Here is a 17,363-nt window from a genome sequence, read left to right on the forward strand (position 1 = left end):
GAAGCCGTCCGCCGGCCGCCGGCCCCTCCCTGCTATTCCGTTTCCAGTTGCCACGGGTCGATCCTCTCGCGCACGGGTCCCAGCACCGAAGCGATCTGCACGCGCGTGCCCTGCACCAACGCCACCGAGCCTGGAAGCAGATCCTGCACGCCAAGCTCAGGCGGCCAGCGCGGCGTGTCGCCGCCTGCGCGCGCGAAGTACACGAAGCGGGGTCGCTCGTCCCCGCGGAGCGGAAGGCGCCAGCGCTCAACGTCGTCTTCGCGATAGACGAGCACCCAGCCGTCGCCGTCCCGGACGATGGCCCATTCCACCGCTGTGGGGGCGCCGGGCGCTGAAACGACCGGATTGAGCGTCCTGCCCGCAAAGCCACTGTCGTGCCCCTCGAATGGGGCGTCGCGCAATGCCTGGAGGCCACGCACGCTGTCAGTCAGCCAGGCACGCACAAGCGCCTGCCGGTCGATGTCGCCGGCGTGCATGGCGACGCGCTCTCGCGCGAGCCGGTAGCTGCCCAGCATCTGGAACATCACGAGCACGGTCAGCGACACGATGACGAGCACCACCAGTGTCTCCATCAGCGTGAAACCGCGACGCGGCCGGCCGTACCCCGGCCACCGGCTAGACGTCGTCATCGCCCGTGCCTCCCACATGCCGGTAGCCGACCTGCCGTGCCTTCATGCGGTGCACCTCGGCACCGCCACGCAGGATTCGCAGGTCAAGCTCGTACAGGCCGACCTCGAAAGGCGCGGGTACGCCGACTTGTGTGACCGCGCGTCGTACCGGCTCGACAGGGCGCGCCGCCCACTCGACGCGCAGCGTCCCGACTTCGCGCCCACCCGTGGGTTCTGCCATCGGATTGACATGGCGGACCACGTCCAGCGCCGCCTCGACGAGGGCGACGCGATCCTGGCTGGCCTGAACGCGCTCGAGCGCCTTGAGGTTGGTGGCCAGCCATGCATACAGGGTGACACTGCCCAGGCCGAATACGACGAGGGCGACGATGGCCTCCAGCAGGGTGAATCCGCGCGCGGGTCGTCTCATTCCGTCACGCGCTCCACGTCGCAGAACGGGGGGATGGCACGGAGGCGCCAATCCCGGCCGGCACGCGCAAGCACGAGTATCCCGCCCTCGCAGTAGCCGTTGGCGCGCACCGTCCAGGGATCCGGCGTCGTGACCATCCATCCGTCCGCTGCGGAGACGGGTCCATCCGGTGATGCCAGGACGTCGTCGTCGATCAGCAGCGGTCGGCCGTGCGCCCGCGCCCGTGCAGGTAGCGCGCGGATCTGGTCGGTGACGCGGTCCACTTCGGACTGCGCCCGCCAGCTCTCCACGCTCTTCACCAGGGCCGGCGCCACCAGCCCGGCAACCAGCCCCAGGAGGGCGAGCACCACCAGCAACTCGAGAAGGGTGAAGCCGGTCGACCGGTCAGCCGCCGGGAAGATGGCCAACGTCCGCATCATTTCCTTCGCCGCCCGGCTTGCCGTCGGCCCCCAGGGAGTACAGGCTGAATGGCTGCGTGCCGCTCGGGGACGGTGAATAGCGATACGGGTTGCCCCAGGGATCGGTAGGCAGGCCCTCTTCGAGGTACGGCCCCGACCAGCTGCGGGCCAGCTTGGGGTCGGCCGGCTTGTTCACCAGCATCTCGAGCCCCTCCTGCTCGGTAGGCAGTCGCCCGATGTCCAGCCGCATGGTCTGCAGGGCCCCGCGCAGCATCTTGACCTGCGTCTCGGCCGTCTGCGTCTTGGCCTTGTCGGCCTGGCCGAAGAGTCGCGGGCCGACCAGGCCCATGATCAGGCCAATGATGACGAGGACGACGATCATCTCGAGCAGGGTGAAGCCGCGCGTGCGCGATCGGGGGGTGCTTCGGTTCCGCATGATGGCTCCTTGACTAGATGGCGAGGTCGTTCGCGCTCGTGATCGCGAGGATCACGCCGAGGATGATGGTTCCGATGACCGATCCGATCAGCAGGATCGCGATCGGCTCGATCAGGATCAGCACGCGTTTCATGCGCGTGCGGCCGGACTCCTCATAGAGGCGGGCCAATGATTCCAGCATCGAGGCCAGCTTTCCTGAGCGCTCGCCGACGCGCACGAGGTTGTAGCCCGTGGCCGTCAGCGCCTCGTGGTCCTCGAGCGCGTCCGCCAGAGCGCTGCCGCCGCGCACCGCGCGCGCGACATCCGCCAGCCGAGCGCGGCGTCCCGGAATGAGCAGTCCTGCCTGCGCGAGCTCCAGCCCCTGCAGCAGCGGCACGCGGTTGGACAGCAGCGCCGAGAGCATCTTTGCCCACCGGGCCGTATCCGCCTCGATCAGCCATGGGCCCAGAAGCGGCAGGCGGGCCGCACGCTCGACTGCCGCAGCGCGGAATGCCTCGCGCCGCCACAGCAGGACCCCGCCTGCGACCGAGGCAGCCACCACGAGCGTCGTGGCCAGGAAATGCGCGCGCAGCCACGTGCCCGTTGCGAGCACCGCCCACGCAAGCAGGGGAAGGTCATCGGAGCGGTCGAGGAGCGAGGCGAACTTGGGAACTACGAACACGAACATGATCGCCACCGCCAGCGTGCCCGCGATGACCAGTATGGCCGGATACACCATCGCGTTGCGCATTTCCGTCCGCAGGCGCTGCTCGTAGTCCATCTGCGCCGCGGCATCGGCCAACGCCCGTCCCAGCTCGCCCGTGAGCTCTCCGGCCCGCGCCAGCTGCACGACGTAACCCGGCATCGGCAGCCCACTTGCCGCCAGCGTCGCCGAGAACGGCTGGCCGCGCTGCAGATCGCGCGCCATGATGGCGAAGGCCCCGCGCATGCGCGGGTGGGCGGCCGACGCGGACTGCGACGCCACTGCGTCAGCCACGCTCACGCCCGACAGCAGCATGGTCGCCACCTCCTGCAGGGCAAGCGCGACGTCCGCTTGCCGCAGAGTACGGCTGCGCGCACCGCGTGCGCCGCCGGCCCCGTCCTCGGCGACTTCGACCACAAGCAGGCCGCGCTGTTCCAGCTGGCGGGCGGCCGCCCGGTCGCTGGCCGCACGGACGGCGCCCGAGACGGGTCGGCCATCGCTGTTGATCGCCTGGTAACTGAAGCGCCGCATCGCCTTACGTACCGGTCACGCGCAGCACTTCCTCGACGGTCGTGAGGCCCTGCCAGGCCTTGAGCAACCCGTCTTCCCGCAGGAAACGATGTCCCTCGGCCCGCGCCTGCGCCTTCATGTCGCTCGCCGGCGCGCCTTCGACGATCAGCTGGCGCATGCGGTCGGAGACGGGAATCATCTCGTAGATGCCCAGTCGGCCGCGATAACCCGTGCCCATGCAGGCCGGACAGCCGACAGGCTCTTGCCATCTGGCCGGCGCGGCATTCCCCAGCACGCGCTCCACGATGCGGGATGCCTCCTCGTGCACCGCCGTGGATGCCGTGGCCGGCCGGGCGCAGGAACACAGGCGGCGCACCAGGCGCTGCGCCTGCACCGCCCGTACCGGCGTCGCGACGAGGAAGGGCTCCACTCCCATGTCGACCAGGCGCGTAAATGCACTCACGGCGTCGTTGGTATGCAGCGTCGACAGCACCAGGTGGCCGGTGAGAGCCGCCTGTACCGCGATCTCCGCCGTCTCCAGGTCGCGGATCTCGCCGATCATGATGACGTCCGGGTCCTGCCGCAGGATCGAGCGCAGTGCGTTGGCGAACGTCAGCCCGATGTCGGCATGGGCCTGGATCTGGGTGATGCCCGGCAACTGGAACTCGACCGGATCCTCGACCGTGATGATCTTCTTGAGTCCGTCATTGGCCGCGGCAAGGGCGCCGTACAGCGTGGTCGACTTGCCTGAACCGGTCGGCCCCGTGACCAGCACGATGCCGTGCGCCTCCGCAGTCCACTCGCGGAGCATGCGCAGGTGGTCGGCCTCGAAGCCGAGCCGCTCCAGACCCAGCTCCCGGCGCTCCTTGGGCAGAAGGCGCATCACGATCGACTCGCCGTGCACGCCAGGAAGCGCCGACATGCGGATGTCCATGTCCTGGCCGCCGACACGGGCAGACAGGCGTCCGTCCTGCGGCAGCCGTCGCTCGGCGATGTCCATGCCGGAGATCAGTTTCAGGCGGGACGCCACGGCGTCGAAACGCTGGCGCGGCAGGTTCAGGCGCGAGTGCAGCACACCGTCGATGCGGAACCGGACGACGAACTGGCGCTCCTCGGGTTCCAGATGGATGTCGGACGCGCGCTGTTCCACCGCCTGCGCCAGCAGGTTGTTCACCAGTTCGACGACCGGAGCCTCCTCGGCCATTTCGCGCAGATGCTCGACATCGCCCGCCGCTGCGCCGGTGGACTCGCGACCCAGCGCATCGAGCAGGCGCTCGAGATCCTGGGCCCGGCACAGCGCGTACCGAACGTCGAGGCCAGGACACGCCAGGCGCATGGCATCGCGCAGTGGCGGCGCCAGCGGATCGCGTGCCGCGCACCAGAACACATCGCCCTCCTGCCAGACCACGACCTGCTGGTCGAGCAGCCAGTCCACTCCGGCCGGCACGCGCGCGGCGGCCTCGCGGATCGCGGCGACGTCGGGGAGTGGCGGCTGCTGCCCTGCCACGGGCAGTTCCAGCTGGGTCGAGAGCACCTGCAGCAGGTTGTCCTCGCTCACCGCGCCAAGTCGGGTCAGGACGCTGCCGATGCGCCCACCGACCTGCGCCTGCAGTGCTGCTGCACGCTCGATATCGGCCTCCCCGGCGAGCCCGCCTTCGAGCAGCAGATCTCCAAGTCGACGAAGGTCAGATGACATCGGCGAACCCCTTCCTCAGCATGGAGAACAGCGCCAACCCGCATACATATATGAGTAAAGCGGCGCACGCATAGCCGGCGAGCGCGTCCCACGCCGGCCACTGGTGCTCGAACAGCATCCTTCGCGCTTGCTCCACGGGCACCGTCACCGGATTCAGGAGCAGCCAGGGCTGCAGGGGGCCGGGCATTGCCTCGCGTGGGTAGAACACCGGGCCCAGGAACATCGCGACCATCAACAGGGGCCCGGTCGCCTGTCCCAGGTCGCGCACGTAGACGCCCAGCGCGGCAAAGATCCAGACGAGCCCCGTCACCAGCAGGCACAGCGGTGCAAGGGCGAGCGGGAGCGCCAGCTGCGGCCAGGCCATGCCCGCACCCCAGATGCCATTCGCCGCCACGAGCACCACGATGCCGACGGCCGCATGGAAAGCCGCGGACAGCATGTTCACCCAGCCCAGGACCTCGAGAGGGAACACCACCTTCGTTACGTAGTTGGGCTGCGAAATCACCAGCTGCGGCGCCCGGCTGAGCGCCTCGGCAAGCAGCCCGTGCACCAGCAACCCAGCCAGCAGCCGGAGCGCGAAGACGGCCAGCCCGCCACTGTCGCCCGCGCCTGGCCACCGGGAAGGCAGCACGACTCCGAAAACGAGCGTGTAGACCGCCAGCATGGCGACTGGAGTGACCACGGCCCAGGCATGGCCCAGCACCGACCCGCGGTAGCGTCCTGCGAGCTCCCTCCGGGTGAGGACGCGGATCAGGTCGCGCTGCGGCCAGGGCGATGGCAGCAGCACAGGCGGGCGTCGGTCGCTCATGCAGGGGTTTTCCGGGCGGCCGGCAAGTGTAGACAGCACATCCCGGCGCCGCGAGCCACCGCCGGGACGGGCCAGCCGGTGGCCCGCGATGTACAGCAACCGTTCACGTATGTTTCATTGACGGACCTTGAACGCTGGGTTAATTTCGCCTCCGCGTGGTCTGAGCGTCTCCGGGAACAGGGAGAGTATCCAGAGCGATCTGGGCCGTTCTTCACCCTGAAACCTTGGCCTGAGACAACTGGTAGCCCAGGCGGAACGCCTCCTGGTACCAGGCGGAATGCGGGCAACCAGTTCAGCTGCGCACTCGGCTTCACAATTCCTGACAGGAGCTAAACCTAAATGTCCATGAAGAAGAACGCTCTCGCCGTCGCCCTCGTGGCTGGCCTGAGCCTGGCGGGCGCCGCCACGGCGTACACGATCCAGACCAACGACGACGACGTCCCCGAGCGCGTCGCGACCGCCGACATCACCAGCAACACCACTGTCATCACGATGACGGAAGCGGTGAACATCGAGGTCGACAACCTCGACAACATCGTCGCCCGTACCACCGGCTTCAACGTGCGCGTCGAGCTGTCGGCTGGCGTGTTCAACGCCGACCCGACCATTAATCCGGGTGCCGACCTGCCGGCCGGCTGGACGGTCGTTCTTGCCGCCGGTGGCGCCAACAATACCTATGCCGTCTTCGCGGTGCAGCCGCCGAGCACCAGCCCGGTCCCGGGCATCCAGCCGGGCGAGATCTTCAACCTGACCAACGTCCAGCTGCGCGGCCTGTCCTCGCTGCAGACCTCGGGTAATTCGATCACGGGTATCGCCCGTTTCATCGACCCGGTCGGTGCGACGGAGATCGGCTCGGATACGACGGTCCTCCTGCAGTCGGGCAACCCGGTCCAGCTGGGCTGCGACACCACCAACGGCGACTCGGATGTCCGCATCGACGTCGGCCAGGACGAGACCCAGGGCTCGAAGACGTACTTCTCGTCGACGGGCGAGATCGGCATGCTGGACGAGGACACCGCCGACCTCGGCGAGATCGTCGTCACGCGTGATGCGTCCTTCGGCTCGTTCGCATACACGGGCACCGACGCCTTCACGACCGTGGTGACGGGCGACTTCTCGGCGTTCGACGTGGCCGGCAACTCCCTGTACCTGTCGGACGACAACTGCGCCACGTCCATCGGCGCCGTTGCCGACATCGACACGGCGACCAACACGGCGACCTTCGAGTACACCGCCGCCGACGCCGGCTTCACCGCGACCGGTGGCCGCCTGTCGCTCTGCGCCCAGGTCGCTCCGGGCAACGACACCGTCATCGACGCGACCAACGTGTCGGTCCGCACCACCTTCGAGCGCACGGGCGTCCCGGCGGTCACCGGTGCGGCCTGCTCGCTGCTGCCGCTGCAGTACAACGGCTCGGTCGTTCGCGTCTACAACGTGAACCCGGCCGGCAACTCGACGGCGCAGTCGTTCGTCCGCGTCATCAACCAGAGCGAGACCTCGGGCCGCGTGAGCATCGTCGGTATCGATGACAACGGCGTGCAGCGTGGTCCGGTGTCGTTCAACCTCGACGCCCTGAAGTCGATGCAGATCAACTCCGAAGACCTCGAGAACGGCAACGCCGCCAAGGGTCTGACGGGTTCGCTCGGCGACGGTGCTGGCAAGTGGCGCCTGTTCGTCACGGGCGAGTTCTCGGGCATGGTGGTCCAGAGCCTGAACCGCAACGCGACCGACGGTACGGTGACCAACCTCACCGACGCCGACACGCGTGGCGAGCAGGTGCTGAATGACCTGTTCGAGAGCGGCAACCCGGGCCCGGCTCCGCTCTGATCGGCGCGAGTGGTGGCTGATGTAATGGGGGAGGGCGGCTTCGGCCGCCCTCCTTTTTTGTGGCGACCCGCGGACATGGCATGGCAACGGACTACCTTTTCCTGAACGGCATCCCGGACGACCGCCGGGTGCTCTGTCTCTATTCCAGGCGTACACAGGGACCCGCCTACATTCCGACGGGCACGGCATCGTTCCTGAGCGAGGTTGCACCGGTACTTCCCGGCTGCGAGGTCGCCCTGCTGGGGCCGGATTTCCACGTCCGGTTGCATCCTGAACGCCTTCCGCGGACGCTCGTGAACCACATCGGCGACCAGGATCGGTGCAGTGCAGCCCTCCGCGGCGCGGCGGCCCTGCATAAGGCGTCCGGCCTGCCCTGCTTCAATCCTCCGGCGAACGTGCAGCGCGCCACCCGCGACGGCGTGGCCTCGCTTCTTGCCGGCATCGACGGCCTTCAGGTCCCCCGGACCATACGCGTCACGCCACGGCACCCCCGCGAGTTGCATGCAGCGGCCGCGGCCGCGGATCTGTGCTACCCCCTGATTGCACGCATCGCAGGCGATCATGGCGGGCTGTCCATGGTGAAGCTCGATGTGCCCGGGGACTCGGAGCCGCTGCACGCGATCCCGTGGGGTGGGCGCGAGATGTACCTCACCGAATTCGTCGACTATGCCGATGCCGACGGGCTGCATCGCAAGGTCCGTCTGGCCGTGGTCGGCGACGGGCTGTTCGCGCGCCACCGCGTGAGGGCGCCGCACTGGCTGCTCCATGCCGCCGACCGCGACCACGAGTCGCTCGAGGAAGAGGCCGAGTTTCTCGATGGGTTCGATGCGCGTTGGCGACCTCGGCTGGAACCCGTGGTCCACGCGGTCAGGCAGCGCCTGGGGCTCGACTACTTCGGCATCGACTGCAGCCTGCGTCCGGACGGCACGGTACTGCTGTTCGAAGCCAACCCCTGCATGCAGATCCTGCGCAACACCTCCCCGTCGCCGAACATCTGGGACCGGCCGATCAGCCGCATCCTGGACTCCCTGCTGAGGCTGCTGCAGAACCCTGCGCGCTGGGTGGCGCCGGGTGGGCAGTCGTGAACCTCGACTACGCCGACATCTTCCGGGTCCGCGGGCACCTGTACCACGCGGCGATGCGTGCGGCACCGGCGGCACGCCGCCTGGAGTTCCTCAGGGCGTTCGACCGGTTCGCGGTATCGCCGGGCCAGTCGGTGCTCGACCTGCCGGCCGGCGGCGGTTACCTCAAGGCCCACCTGCCCCGCGGGGTGGACGTCACCGAGCGCGAACTCACGCCAGGCTTCGACGCCATGACGCCGGTGCTGGGCCCCGGCGCCTGGGACCTGGGCCGCTACGACCATGTCGTCTGCCTGGCGGCTCTGCACCACATCGACGACCAACCCGGCTTCGTGGCCCGCCTGGCGGCGCACGCCGCTCCGTCGGGCACGCTGCATGTCGCCGACGTACGCGCGGGGTCTGACATCGCCCGGTTCCTGGACGGGTTCGTCGGACGCTTCAACGAGACCGGCCATGAGGGGCGGTACCTCGACCCCGACGCCCTGCCCCTTCCGCCCGCCATGCGCCGCAGCGTGGCACGGGTGGAAGAAGTGGACTGCCCTTGGCACTTCGACGACGAAGGCCAGATGCTCGCGTTTTGCGGCGCGCTGTTCGGGCTGCGCGGGTGCTCTTCTTCCCAGCTTCTCGACGCGCTGGCACGGATCGGAATCGAGAGGCAGCCACACGGCGTGGCGCTGCAGTGGCGGCTGCTCTACGTCGACATCCGCCCCTGCGACCCGGTGCCTTAGACTTGCCGCCGGCTTTCGGAACCCGGCTACGATGGTGTCCAGCGCTCCCGCGCTTTCGGTTTCACATGTCAGCAAGACCTACCGGATGTGGCCCAGCCCGGCAGCGCGCCTGGCGGCCCCTCTGCTGTTTCGCCTTGGAGGCATGATCGAGCCGATCGCGCCAGGGGCCGCCCGCCACCTCAAGCACCGGGCGCAGACGCGCCTGCATGTGCACCAGGCGCTGCAGGACGTCAGCTTCACCCTGCCGCGCGGCGAAGCACTCGGGATCATCGGGCTGAACGGCAGCGGCAAGAGCACACTGCTGCAGATCGTCGCCGGCGTACTGGCTCCCAGCTCCGGGCACGTTGAGGTCGATGGCCGCGTCGCAGCCCTCCTCGAACTCGGTTCCGGGTTCAATCCCGAGCTCAGCGGGCGCGAGAACATCTACATCAATGCAGCGATCCTCGGCCTTCCGCGCGCTCGCATAGACGCAGTGCTCGAAGACATCATCGCATTCGCCGACATCGGCGACTACGTGGATGAACCGGTCAAGACCTACAGTTCCGGCATGGTGGTGCGCCTGGCCTTCGCGGTGCAGGTCCACACGGAACCCGACATCCTCATCGTCGACGAGGCACTCGCGGTCGGCGACGCCGCCTTCCAGGCCAAGGCCATGGCGAAGATGGAGGAGATCCTCGGGCGCGGTACGACGTTGCTCTTCGTGGGCCACGACCTGAACGCCGTGAAGGCATTCTGCCACCGTGCGATGCTGCTGGAGCGCGGCAGGATCGTCACGGAAGGACTGCCCGATGAAGTGATCACAGAGTACTTGTTGCGCATCCACCGCAAGGCGCTGGAGCAGAGGCCCTACGCCGCCGCGATCGAACGGTTCGATGACGGCTATGGCACCTGCAATGCGCGGGTGACCGCAGCGAGCATCAATGGCGCGACCCATGCGACGCTTCGCCACGGCGACTCCGTCGAACTCGAATTCCGCGTGCAGTTGGACGCGTCCATCTCAAGTCCGGGGCTGATCGTCGACATCATGGACGGGAAGGGCCTTCAGCTGACCGGGAGACGCATCGCGCTGCCGGCCGAGCATGCGCGGACGCATGTCGTGACGTTGCGGCTGAATGCCTCGTTCCAGCAGGGCGTCTACCGCATCCGCACGCGGGTCGTGGACGCGCCATCCCTCGATCAGACGACGGTTCTCTCGCGGCAGGAGGGGACCTTGTCGTTCGAGATCGTGGACGACTGCCGGGCGATGTTCACCGGATTATTTCCCGTACCGATGGAGATCGAGGTCCGCACGCCATGAGGGACCTCCTGTTCCACCGGGATTTCCGCGGCTACAGCGGCGGCCACGGCAAGGTATTCGACTACTTCATGCATGCGCGCGCGCATCCGGGGTTCCAGCCGCGCATCTGGTTCACGCCGGAGAGCATCGACGTCGACAATCCATGGCGCCACGCAGGCGTGCCCGCGGAGACGGCCTGGCGGCCATCGGGTGCAGCGGCCCTTTTCATTGGCGGCATGGACTGGCTGGCACTTCACGGCGACGCCGCTACGCCGCCGGTGATCAATCTCGTCCAGCACGTGCGCCATGCCGATCCGACGCAACCGCTGCGGCGCTTCCTTCGACGACGCGCCATTCGGATCTGCGTAAGTTCGCCGGTGGCCGAAGCGATTGCATCGACCGGCGAGGTCAATGGCCCGGTACTCGTGATCGATGCGGGCCTGCGTCTACCCGACCGGATGCCTCGGGGCGACCGCCAGCCCCGGCACGTCTTCATCGCCGCCGCCAAGCAGCCGGCAATAGGACGGGACCTGGCCGACGCACTGCGGGCCGAGGGCAGGTCGGTGGACCTTTGCGTGGACTGGGTGGAGCACGCAGCCTTCCTCGAACGCATGGCACGGGCGGAAATCGCCGTGGCGCTGCCCTTCCCTACTGAAGGGTTCTTCCTTCCGGCGCTGGAAGCGATGACCTTGGGTTGCGCGACCGTCGTGCCCGATTGCGTGGGCAACCGCGCGTATCTGCGACCCGGGGTCAACGCACTGGCACCTCGCCTGGAGCTGGACGCACTCCGTCAGGCTGTCGCCCGGCTGGACGACGCAGCGCTGCGTGGGCGCCTGATCAGCGCCGCCACCGCCACCGCCGCCCGTTTCGATCTCGAGCGCGAGCGCGCGGCTTTCCACCGTGTGCTCGATGATCTGGACGCGCTGTGGCGCAGCTGATGGGGCGCGACATCGTCCTTACGGGAGTGCCCCGTGGTGGCACGACGTTGGCGTGCCGCCTGCTCGGGACCTGCCCCGGCGCCGTGAGCCTGTTCGAACCCATCGAGGTCATGCGTCTTCCGGCGGACAACCCGCCGGCCGCCGTGAGCGAAGTGGAGGCGTTCTTCCGCTCGGCACGCGCCTCCCTTCTGGCGACGGGACGCGCGCCGAGCAAGCAGCGATCCGGACATGTACCCGACAACCCGTTTGGAGCTCGCGGAAGTGACGGCCGTCGCGAACTGCTGGCAGAACCCGGGTGGATCCGGGTCGATGCGCCGCCCCCCGGGTTCGCGCTCATCGTCAAGCACAATGCCGCGTTCACGGCGCTGCTTCGCTGGCTGCAGGCGAGATTCGAAGCGTTCGCGATCGTTCGCAATCCCGCGGCCGTTCTGGCCTCCTGGCACTCGGTCGAACTACCCGTCGCCCAAGGCCGCGTGCCGGCAGGCGAGCACTTCGACCCCCTGCTTCGCGCGCGCCTCGAACGGGAGCCGGACTGCCTGCGCCGTCAGCTGATCGTTCTGGACTGGTTCTTCTCCGCGTTTTCGAGGCACCTCGATCCTTCGCACGTCATACGCTATGAGGATGTCGTGGCGACGCGAGGCGCTGCGCTAGTGGACCGTACCGGCCTCGTGCCGGGCGCATTGCCGGCGCTCGACAACCGCAACGCCAACCCGCTCTACGCGCACTCGCAGGGACGGCTTGCCGAGGCCCTGGACGCGCTGGCCGCCAGTCAGGGGGCGTGGCAGGCATGGTACCCACGGGAGGCAGTAGAGACTGCCTGCGACCGGCTTCGGGAGGCTCGGCCCCGGTGAGCCCCCCCCGCGTGCAGTTCGTCATCGGCGGCGTACAGAAGGGCGGCACCACCGCGCTGGCCCGCTATATGGCGCAGCATCCGGACGTTCGCCTGCCCCATGGCAAGGAAGCACACGTGTTCGATGCTCCATCATTCGACGAGTCATGGGACGTCGCGCGCGTCGATGCCGCGTATGCGCCTCACTTCGCTGGCCAGCCGCCGGGTGGCGTGCATGGCGACGCGACGCCGATATACATGCTGCATCCTCTGCTGGTGGAACGCATCGCGCGCTACAACCCGCAGATGCGCTGGATCCTGCTGTTGCGTGATCCCGCCGAGCGCGCGATCTCGCACTTCAACATGGAGCGCAGGCGTGGTCTCGAACACTGGCCGCTGCTGCCCGCACTCCTGCTCGAACGCTTTCGCCTGAGCGGGCATGGCGACGACTTCAGCGACCGGTCGCCACTACGCACGTACAGCTACCGCCTGCGCGGCGACTATGTCCGCCAGCTCGATGCCATCCATGCCCACTTCCCGGCCGCGCAGGTCAAGCTGCTGCGCAGCGACCGGCTTCGTCGTGCTCCGCAGAGCTGTCTCGAGGAGATTTTCGACTTCCTCGGCCTTCCACCTCCACGCTCGCCTATCGACGTCGCGCCCGTGTTCGAGGGAGGCTACCGGGCTCCCGGCCCCTTGCTTAGCGGCTTCGTGCGCTGGCTGTTCCGCCGCGAGCGGCGCGAGCTGGCGCGCCGCTACGGCATCCGCTTCTAGCCGCCGAGCGCGCGCCCGATGTCGGCACGCAGGTCGCTCGGGTCCTCGACACCTACACTGAGTCGAACCAGGTTGTCGGACAGACCCAGCTGCGCCCGCCGCTCCGGCGGCACCGACGCATGGGTCATGATCGCGGGGTGGTTCACGAGGCTCTCCACGCCACCCAGGGATTCGGCCAGCGCGAACAGCTCGGTACGTTCGCAGAAGCGCCTGGCGTTCTCGAGCCCGCCCTTCACGAAGATCGTGACCATGCCGCCGAAGCCGTGCATCTGGCGCCTGGCCAGCTCGTGCTGCGGATGGGAGGCGAGGCCCGGGTAGATCACGCGTTCGATCGCCGGATGCGACTGTAGCCACTCGGCCAGCGCAAGCGCGTTCTCGCAGTGCGCGCGCATGCGCAGGTGCAGCGTCTTGAGGCCGCGCAGGGCGAGGAAGCTGTCGAACGGGCCCTGCACGCCGCCGACGGCGTTCTGCAGGAATGCCATCTTCTCGGCCAGCTCCGCATCGTCGCCGACGATCGCAAGGCCGCCGACGATGTCGGAGTGCCCGTTGATGTACTTGGTCGCCGAGTGCATGACGATGTGCGCGCCAAGCTCCAGCGGACGCTGGATCACGGGCGAGCAGAAGGTGTTGTCGACGACCACGATGAGGCCGCGCTTGCGGGCGATGGCCGCGATCTGTTCGATGTCGACGATCTTGAGCAGCGGGTTGGTCGGCGTCTCGATCCAGACCATGCGCGTCTCGGGGCGGATGGCGGCCTCGAACGCGGCGGGATCGGTGAGATCCACCCAGCTGAAGTCCAAGCCCGCGCTGCGACGGCGCACGCGCTCGAACAGGCGGTAGGTGCCGCCGTAGACGTCGTCCATCGCGATCACGTGGCTGCCGGTGTCGAGCAGCTCCAGGATCGTCGACGTCGCCGCCAGGCCCGAGGCGAACGCGAAGCCGCGCGTGCCGCCTTCCAGCGCCGCCACGCAGCGCTCGTAGGCGAAGCGCGTGGGGTTGTGGCTGCGCGAGTACTCGAAGCCCTGGTGCTCGCCGGGGCTCGACTGCACGTAGGTTGAGGTGGCGTAGATCGGCGTCATGACGGCGCCGGTGCTGGGATCCGGCGACTGGCCGGCATGGATCGCCAGCGTGCCGAGCCCGTAGCGCTTGTCGTCGTTCTGCATCGACCCGGGTCCTTCTGGGGGGCCGCGGATTTTAGCATCGCCCGACGCCGCCACCGGTTCAGCCCGACACCCGCCGGGCGCGAGAATTTCTCTTCACGCCCGCGTCGACGGACGCGCACATCGGCCGGCACGGCGCGTCGGCAGGCCGGGCGGGCGTCGGCGCCGACGTGGCCAGGTGGACGAGCATCCTGGCGCATGTCCGGGCCGCGCCGCGCCGCGCCGCGGGTCCGGGCCGCTACTGCACGCGGCGTCGCAGGTAGTTCAGCAGGTCGATCCGGGTGATCAGCCCCAGGAACTTAGCACCGTCCATCACGATCGCCACGTGCCCACGGTCGAACACGGGCAGCAGCGCCTCGATCGGCGAGCGCACGTCGACCTTGTCGAGCTTGCTCACCATCGCGGTCGAGACCGGGTCGCGGAAGCGCTGCTCGTCGCCGTAGACGTGCAGCAGGATGTCGGACTCGTCGACGATGCCGATCAGCTCCTCGCCGTCCATCACCGGCAACTGGGAGACGTCGTAGAGCTTCATGCGCTGGTAGGCGGTGACCAGCAGATCCTTCGGACCGACCACGACGGTGTCGCGCTGGGAATACGGGCGCAGGATCAGGTCGCGCAGGTCGCCGGTCTTCTCGCGCTCGAGGAAGCCGTTGTCGAGCATCCAGTAGTCGTTGTACATCTTCGACAGGTACTTGTTGCCCGTGTCGCAGACGAAGACCAGCACCTTCTTCGGCACGGTCTGCTCGCGGCAGTAGCGCAGCGCGGCAGCCAGCAGGGTGCCGGTCGACGAGCCGCCGAGGATGCCCTCCTTCTCCAGCAGCTCGCGCGCGGTGAGGAAGCTCTCCCTGTCGGAGATCGCATAGGCCTTCTTGACGCGCGAGAAGTCGGAGATGCCCGGCAGGAAGTCCTCGCCGATACCTTCGACCATCCAGCTGCCCGACTTCTCCGACAGCGTGCCGCGGTTGATGTACTCCTCCAGGATCGAGCCGACGGGATCGGCGAGGATCAGCTCGGTGGCCGGCGATTTCGCGGCGAAGCAGCGCGACAGGCCGGTCATCGTGCCGGAGCTGCCGCAGCCGAAGACGATCGCGTCGAGCCCACCCACCTCGGCCATCTGCTCGAGGATCTCCGGCCCGGTGCCGAACTCGTGCGCGGCCGGGTTGTCCGGGTTGCCGAACTGGTTGATGAAGTAGGCGCCGGGCGTTTCCGCGGCGATGCGCGCGGCCATGTCCTGGTAGTAGTCGGGATGGCCCTTGGCGACGTCGCTGCGGGTGAGCACCACCTGCGCGCCCATGGCCTTGAGGTTGAAGATCTTCTCGCGGCTCATCTTGTCGGGGACCACGAGCACGAGCTTGTAACCCTTCTGCTGCGCGACCAGCGCCAGGCCGATGCCCGTGTTGCCGGCGGTGCCCTCGACCAGGGTGTCGCCGGGCTTGATGTCGCCGCGCTGCTCGGCGGCTTCGATCATCGCCAGGCCGATGCGGTCCTTGATCGAGCCCCCGGGGTTCTGGCTCTCGAGCTTGAGGTAGAGCTCGCAGACGCCGGTGTCGAGTCGCTGCGCCTTCACGATCGGCGTGCGGCCGATGAGCTCGAGGACGGTCTGGTGGATGGGCATGGCGGATCCGTGCGGCAGGAATCGCGCCATTCTAGCGGGGTGCCCGCCCCCGCCCGCCGCGCCATCGCCACCCGCAGGCGGCGACGGCGCGCGCACGTGGGTGCCTCAGTGCAGACTGATGGAATCGGCCATTCGGACCAGGCGGTCCTTCGCGGCGAGCTTCTGGCGCTTGAGCTGGCCCAGCGTCAGGTCGTCGACCGGACTGATGCCGAGCTCAGCGTTCATGACGCGGCGGTCGAGTTCCTTGTGTTGCTGGTAGAGCTGCTTGAACTCGGGGTTGGACTTGAGCAGGGACTCGAGCTCGTCCGCGGACCGTTCTTCGAACATGCAAACCTCCTCGACAGCGCAGCCCGGCGGCATCGACCGCCGGGGACGGTGATGGCCGTGCCGCGACCGCGGGCGGTGCCGGCGGCCGGGATCCGGCCTGATGCGGGTGCGGGTGCGCACCCTCGACTCGACCGTACTCCCGCGCCGGGGACGGGGCAAGCACTGCCCGCACAGGACCGACGGCCGGTCGCGGCGGCATTCATGCGGCCGTGACCTGCACGTTAAGCTCTTGATCGAAAAGCGTTATTTCGTCTGGACGACGATTTCGACGCGCCGGTTCTTCGCCCGCCCCGCCGCCGTGGCATTGTCGGCGACCGGCTGCGCGGCGCCGCGGCCCACGGCCTCGATGCGGGCCGCCGGGATGCCCGCATCGGCCAGCGCCCGGCGCACGGCGGCGGCGCGCCGCTCGGACAGGGCGAGGTTGGCCTGGGCGTCGCCCTGCGCGTCGGTATGGCCTTCCACGCGGATCGCACCGGCTTGCGCGAGCTCCAGGTAGGTCGCCAGCGCCTTGAGGCTCGCGGCGGCACCCGCGGTGAGGCTGGACTGCCCGGAGGCGAAGGCATCGCCGGCCAGGGTGAAGACCTCGCCGCGCTCGGTGCGGCGCACCGGCGGCAGCTTCGCGCCGGCCACCAGTTCGGCCTCCTGGCGTGCCAGGGCCAGCTCCTTCTCGCGGGCGGCCGACAGCCGGGCCGCCTGCTCGGTCGCCGCGCCCTGCAGGGCCTGCTCGGCCTGCTGCCGCGCCTGCTCCTCGGCCAGGGCCTGCTGGCGCAGCCGCTCGGCCTCCTCGGCGCGCATCTGCGCCTCCATGCGCAGGCGCTCGGCCTCGGCGCGCGCCTCGGCGGCCTCGCGCCGGGTGGCCTCCAGCTGCAGGTCGCGGGCCTCGCGCTCCAGACGCTCGGCGTCGCGCTCCACGGCCTGCGCCCAGGCGGCGGTTTCGGCGGCCTGGACGCGGCGCTCGGCGATCGCCTCGGCCTCGGCGCGCTCACGGCTGCGGGCATTGGCCACGGCGTCGACCGCCTGCTGGGCCTGCCAGCGCTCGAGCGTGGCGAAGCTGTTCAGGCGCGGGTCGGCGGCCAGCGCCTGCAGGCGGGCGGCGTGCGGGCCGGCGCCCGCCGGGCGCGGCGGCAGCGGCAGGTCGGCGGCGGCCTCCGCGCCCAGGCGCGCCTGCAGCTGCGCGACCTCATCGCGACGCTGGGCATGCGATGCGGTCGCCGCGGCGGGATGGTCGGGTGATGCCGGGACCGT

At 68.9% G+C, this 17,363-nt stretch carries 18 protein-coding genes; 7 read left to right on the forward strand and 11 right to left on the reverse strand.

All coding sequences use genetic code 11. From position 1 onward, the window contains the following. Positions 1-32 precede the first annotated feature (32 nt). From EYQ95_RS18495 to EYQ95_RS18525, 7 genes are read right to left on the reverse strand one after another with little or no spacing between them, the layout of a single operon-like run. Entirely contained in the window at positions 33-647 is a 615-nt protein-coding gene (locus EYQ95_RS18495; RefSeq protein WP_343142645.1) for a type II secretion system protein, read from the reverse strand. Continuing rightward, the gene (locus EYQ95_RS18500; RefSeq protein WP_165924780.1) at positions 616-1,038 is read right to left on the reverse strand and encodes a type II secretion system protein J; all 423 of its coding nucleotides are present in this window, start codon (positions 1,036-1,038) and stop codon (positions 616-618) included. Before EYQ95_RS18500 ends, EYQ95_RS18495 begins: the two co-directional genes overlap by 32 nt. After that, complete coding sequence (locus EYQ95_RS18505; protein ID WP_165924781.1) at positions 1,035-1,445, reverse strand: prepilin-type N-terminal cleavage/methylation domain-containing protein; 411 nt, start codon at positions 1,443-1,445, stop codon at positions 1,035-1,037. The genes EYQ95_RS18500 and EYQ95_RS18505 overlap by 4 nt, the downstream gene beginning before the upstream one ends. Beyond that, positions 1,423-1,872, reverse strand: coding sequence for a type II secretion system major pseudopilin GspG (gspG, locus tag EYQ95_RS18510; RefSeq protein WP_132329060.1), 450 nt, complete (start codon positions 1,870-1,872; stop codon positions 1,423-1,425). Before gspG ends, EYQ95_RS18505 begins: the two co-directional genes overlap by 23 nt. A 13-nt stretch (positions 1,873-1,885) precedes the next feature. Further along, positions 1,886-3,085, reverse strand: coding sequence for a type II secretion system F family protein (locus tag EYQ95_RS18515; RefSeq protein ID WP_132329062.1), 1,200 nt, complete (start codon positions 3,083-3,085; stop codon positions 1,886-1,888). Positions 3,086-3,089: 4 nt separating this feature from the next. Continuing rightward, positions 3,090-4,760 carry a GspE/PulE family protein gene (locus tag EYQ95_RS18520; protein WP_132329064.1) on the reverse strand — a complete coding sequence of 557 codons (1,671 nt, stop codon included), beginning with the start codon at positions 4,758-4,760 and terminating at the stop codon, positions 3,090-3,092. Beyond that, a complete protein-coding gene (locus EYQ95_RS18525; RefSeq protein WP_132329066.1) occupies positions 4,750-5,568 on the reverse strand; it encodes an ABC transporter permease in 819 nt (272 codons plus the stop codon). Before EYQ95_RS18525 ends, EYQ95_RS18520 begins: the two co-directional genes overlap by 11 nt. A 339-nt stretch (positions 5,569-5,907) precedes the next feature. Here EYQ95_RS18525 and EYQ95_RS18530 point away from each other — a divergent pair, with 339 nt between their 5' ends. The 7 genes from EYQ95_RS18530 to EYQ95_RS18560 all read left to right on the forward strand — a co-directional run bounded on the left by EYQ95_RS18530 (position 5,908) and on the right by EYQ95_RS18560 (position 13,016). After that, on the forward strand, positions 5,908-7,395 hold the full coding sequence (locus tag EYQ95_RS18530) for a hypothetical protein (protein ID WP_132329068.1): 1,488 nt from the start codon (positions 5,908-5,910) through the stop codon (positions 7,393-7,395). An 80-nt stretch (positions 7,396-7,475) separates the two neighbouring features. Further along, positions 7,476-8,480, forward strand: a complete 1,005-nt coding sequence (locus tag EYQ95_RS18535; protein ID WP_132329070.1) for a RimK family alpha-L-glutamate ligase — start codon at positions 7,476-7,478, stop codon at positions 8,478-8,480. Further along, the gene (locus EYQ95_RS18540; protein WP_132329072.1) at positions 8,477-9,202 is read left to right on the forward strand and encodes a bifunctional 2-polyprenyl-6-hydroxyphenol methylase/3-demethylubiquinol 3-O-methyltransferase UbiG; all 726 of its coding nucleotides are present in this window, start codon (positions 8,477-8,479) and stop codon (positions 9,200-9,202) included. The genes EYQ95_RS18535 and EYQ95_RS18540 overlap by 4 nt, the downstream gene beginning before the upstream one ends. Positions 9,203-9,344: 142 nt before the next feature. Continuing rightward, entirely contained in the window at positions 9,345-10,499 is a 1,155-nt protein-coding gene (locus tag EYQ95_RS26400) for an ABC transporter ATP-binding protein (RefSeq protein WP_165924782.1), read from the forward strand. Beyond that, positions 10,496-11,416: a glycosyltransferase family 1 protein gene (locus EYQ95_RS18550; RefSeq protein WP_132329074.1), complete on the forward strand. Its 921-nt coding sequence runs from the start codon at positions 10,496-10,498 to the stop codon at positions 11,414-11,416. Before EYQ95_RS26400 ends, EYQ95_RS18550 begins: the two co-directional genes overlap by 4 nt. Positions 11,417-11,499: 83 nt before the next feature. Further along, the gene (locus EYQ95_RS18555) at positions 11,500-12,267 is read left to right on the forward strand and encodes a hypothetical protein (protein ID WP_132329076.1); all 768 of its coding nucleotides are present in this window, start codon (positions 11,500-11,502) and stop codon (positions 12,265-12,267) included. 11 nt (positions 12,268-12,278) lie between these two features. Further along, a complete protein-coding gene (locus EYQ95_RS18560; protein ID WP_165924783.1) occupies positions 12,279-13,016 on the forward strand; it encodes a sulfotransferase in 738 nt (245 codons plus the stop codon). Here EYQ95_RS18560 and EYQ95_RS18565 read toward each other — a convergent pair. The 4 genes from EYQ95_RS18565 to EYQ95_RS26605 all read right to left on the reverse strand — a co-directional run. Next, positions 13,013-14,179: a cystathionine gamma-synthase gene (locus EYQ95_RS18565; protein WP_132329080.1), complete on the reverse strand. Its 1,167-nt coding sequence runs from the start codon at positions 14,177-14,179 to the stop codon at positions 13,013-13,015. The two genes, EYQ95_RS18560 and EYQ95_RS18565, sit on opposite strands and share 4 nt — an antisense overlap. A gap of 235 nt (positions 14,180-14,414) precedes the next feature. Continuing rightward, positions 14,415-15,791, reverse strand: coding sequence for a pyridoxal-phosphate dependent enzyme (locus tag EYQ95_RS18570; RefSeq protein WP_132329082.1), 1,377 nt, complete (start codon positions 15,789-15,791; stop codon positions 14,415-14,417). Between the two features lie 105 nt (positions 15,792-15,896). After that, complete coding sequence (locus tag EYQ95_RS18575) at positions 15,897-16,118, reverse strand: YdcH family protein (protein ID WP_132329084.1); 222 nt, start codon at positions 16,116-16,118, stop codon at positions 15,897-15,899. A 243-nt stretch (positions 16,119-16,361) separates the two neighbouring features. After that, positions 16,362-17,363, reverse strand: a 1,002-nt coding sequence (locus EYQ95_RS26605; RefSeq protein WP_343142667.1) for an OmpA family protein, incomplete at its 5' end; no start/stop codon positions are given.

This window comes from Lysobacter sp. N42, assembly GCF_004344885.1.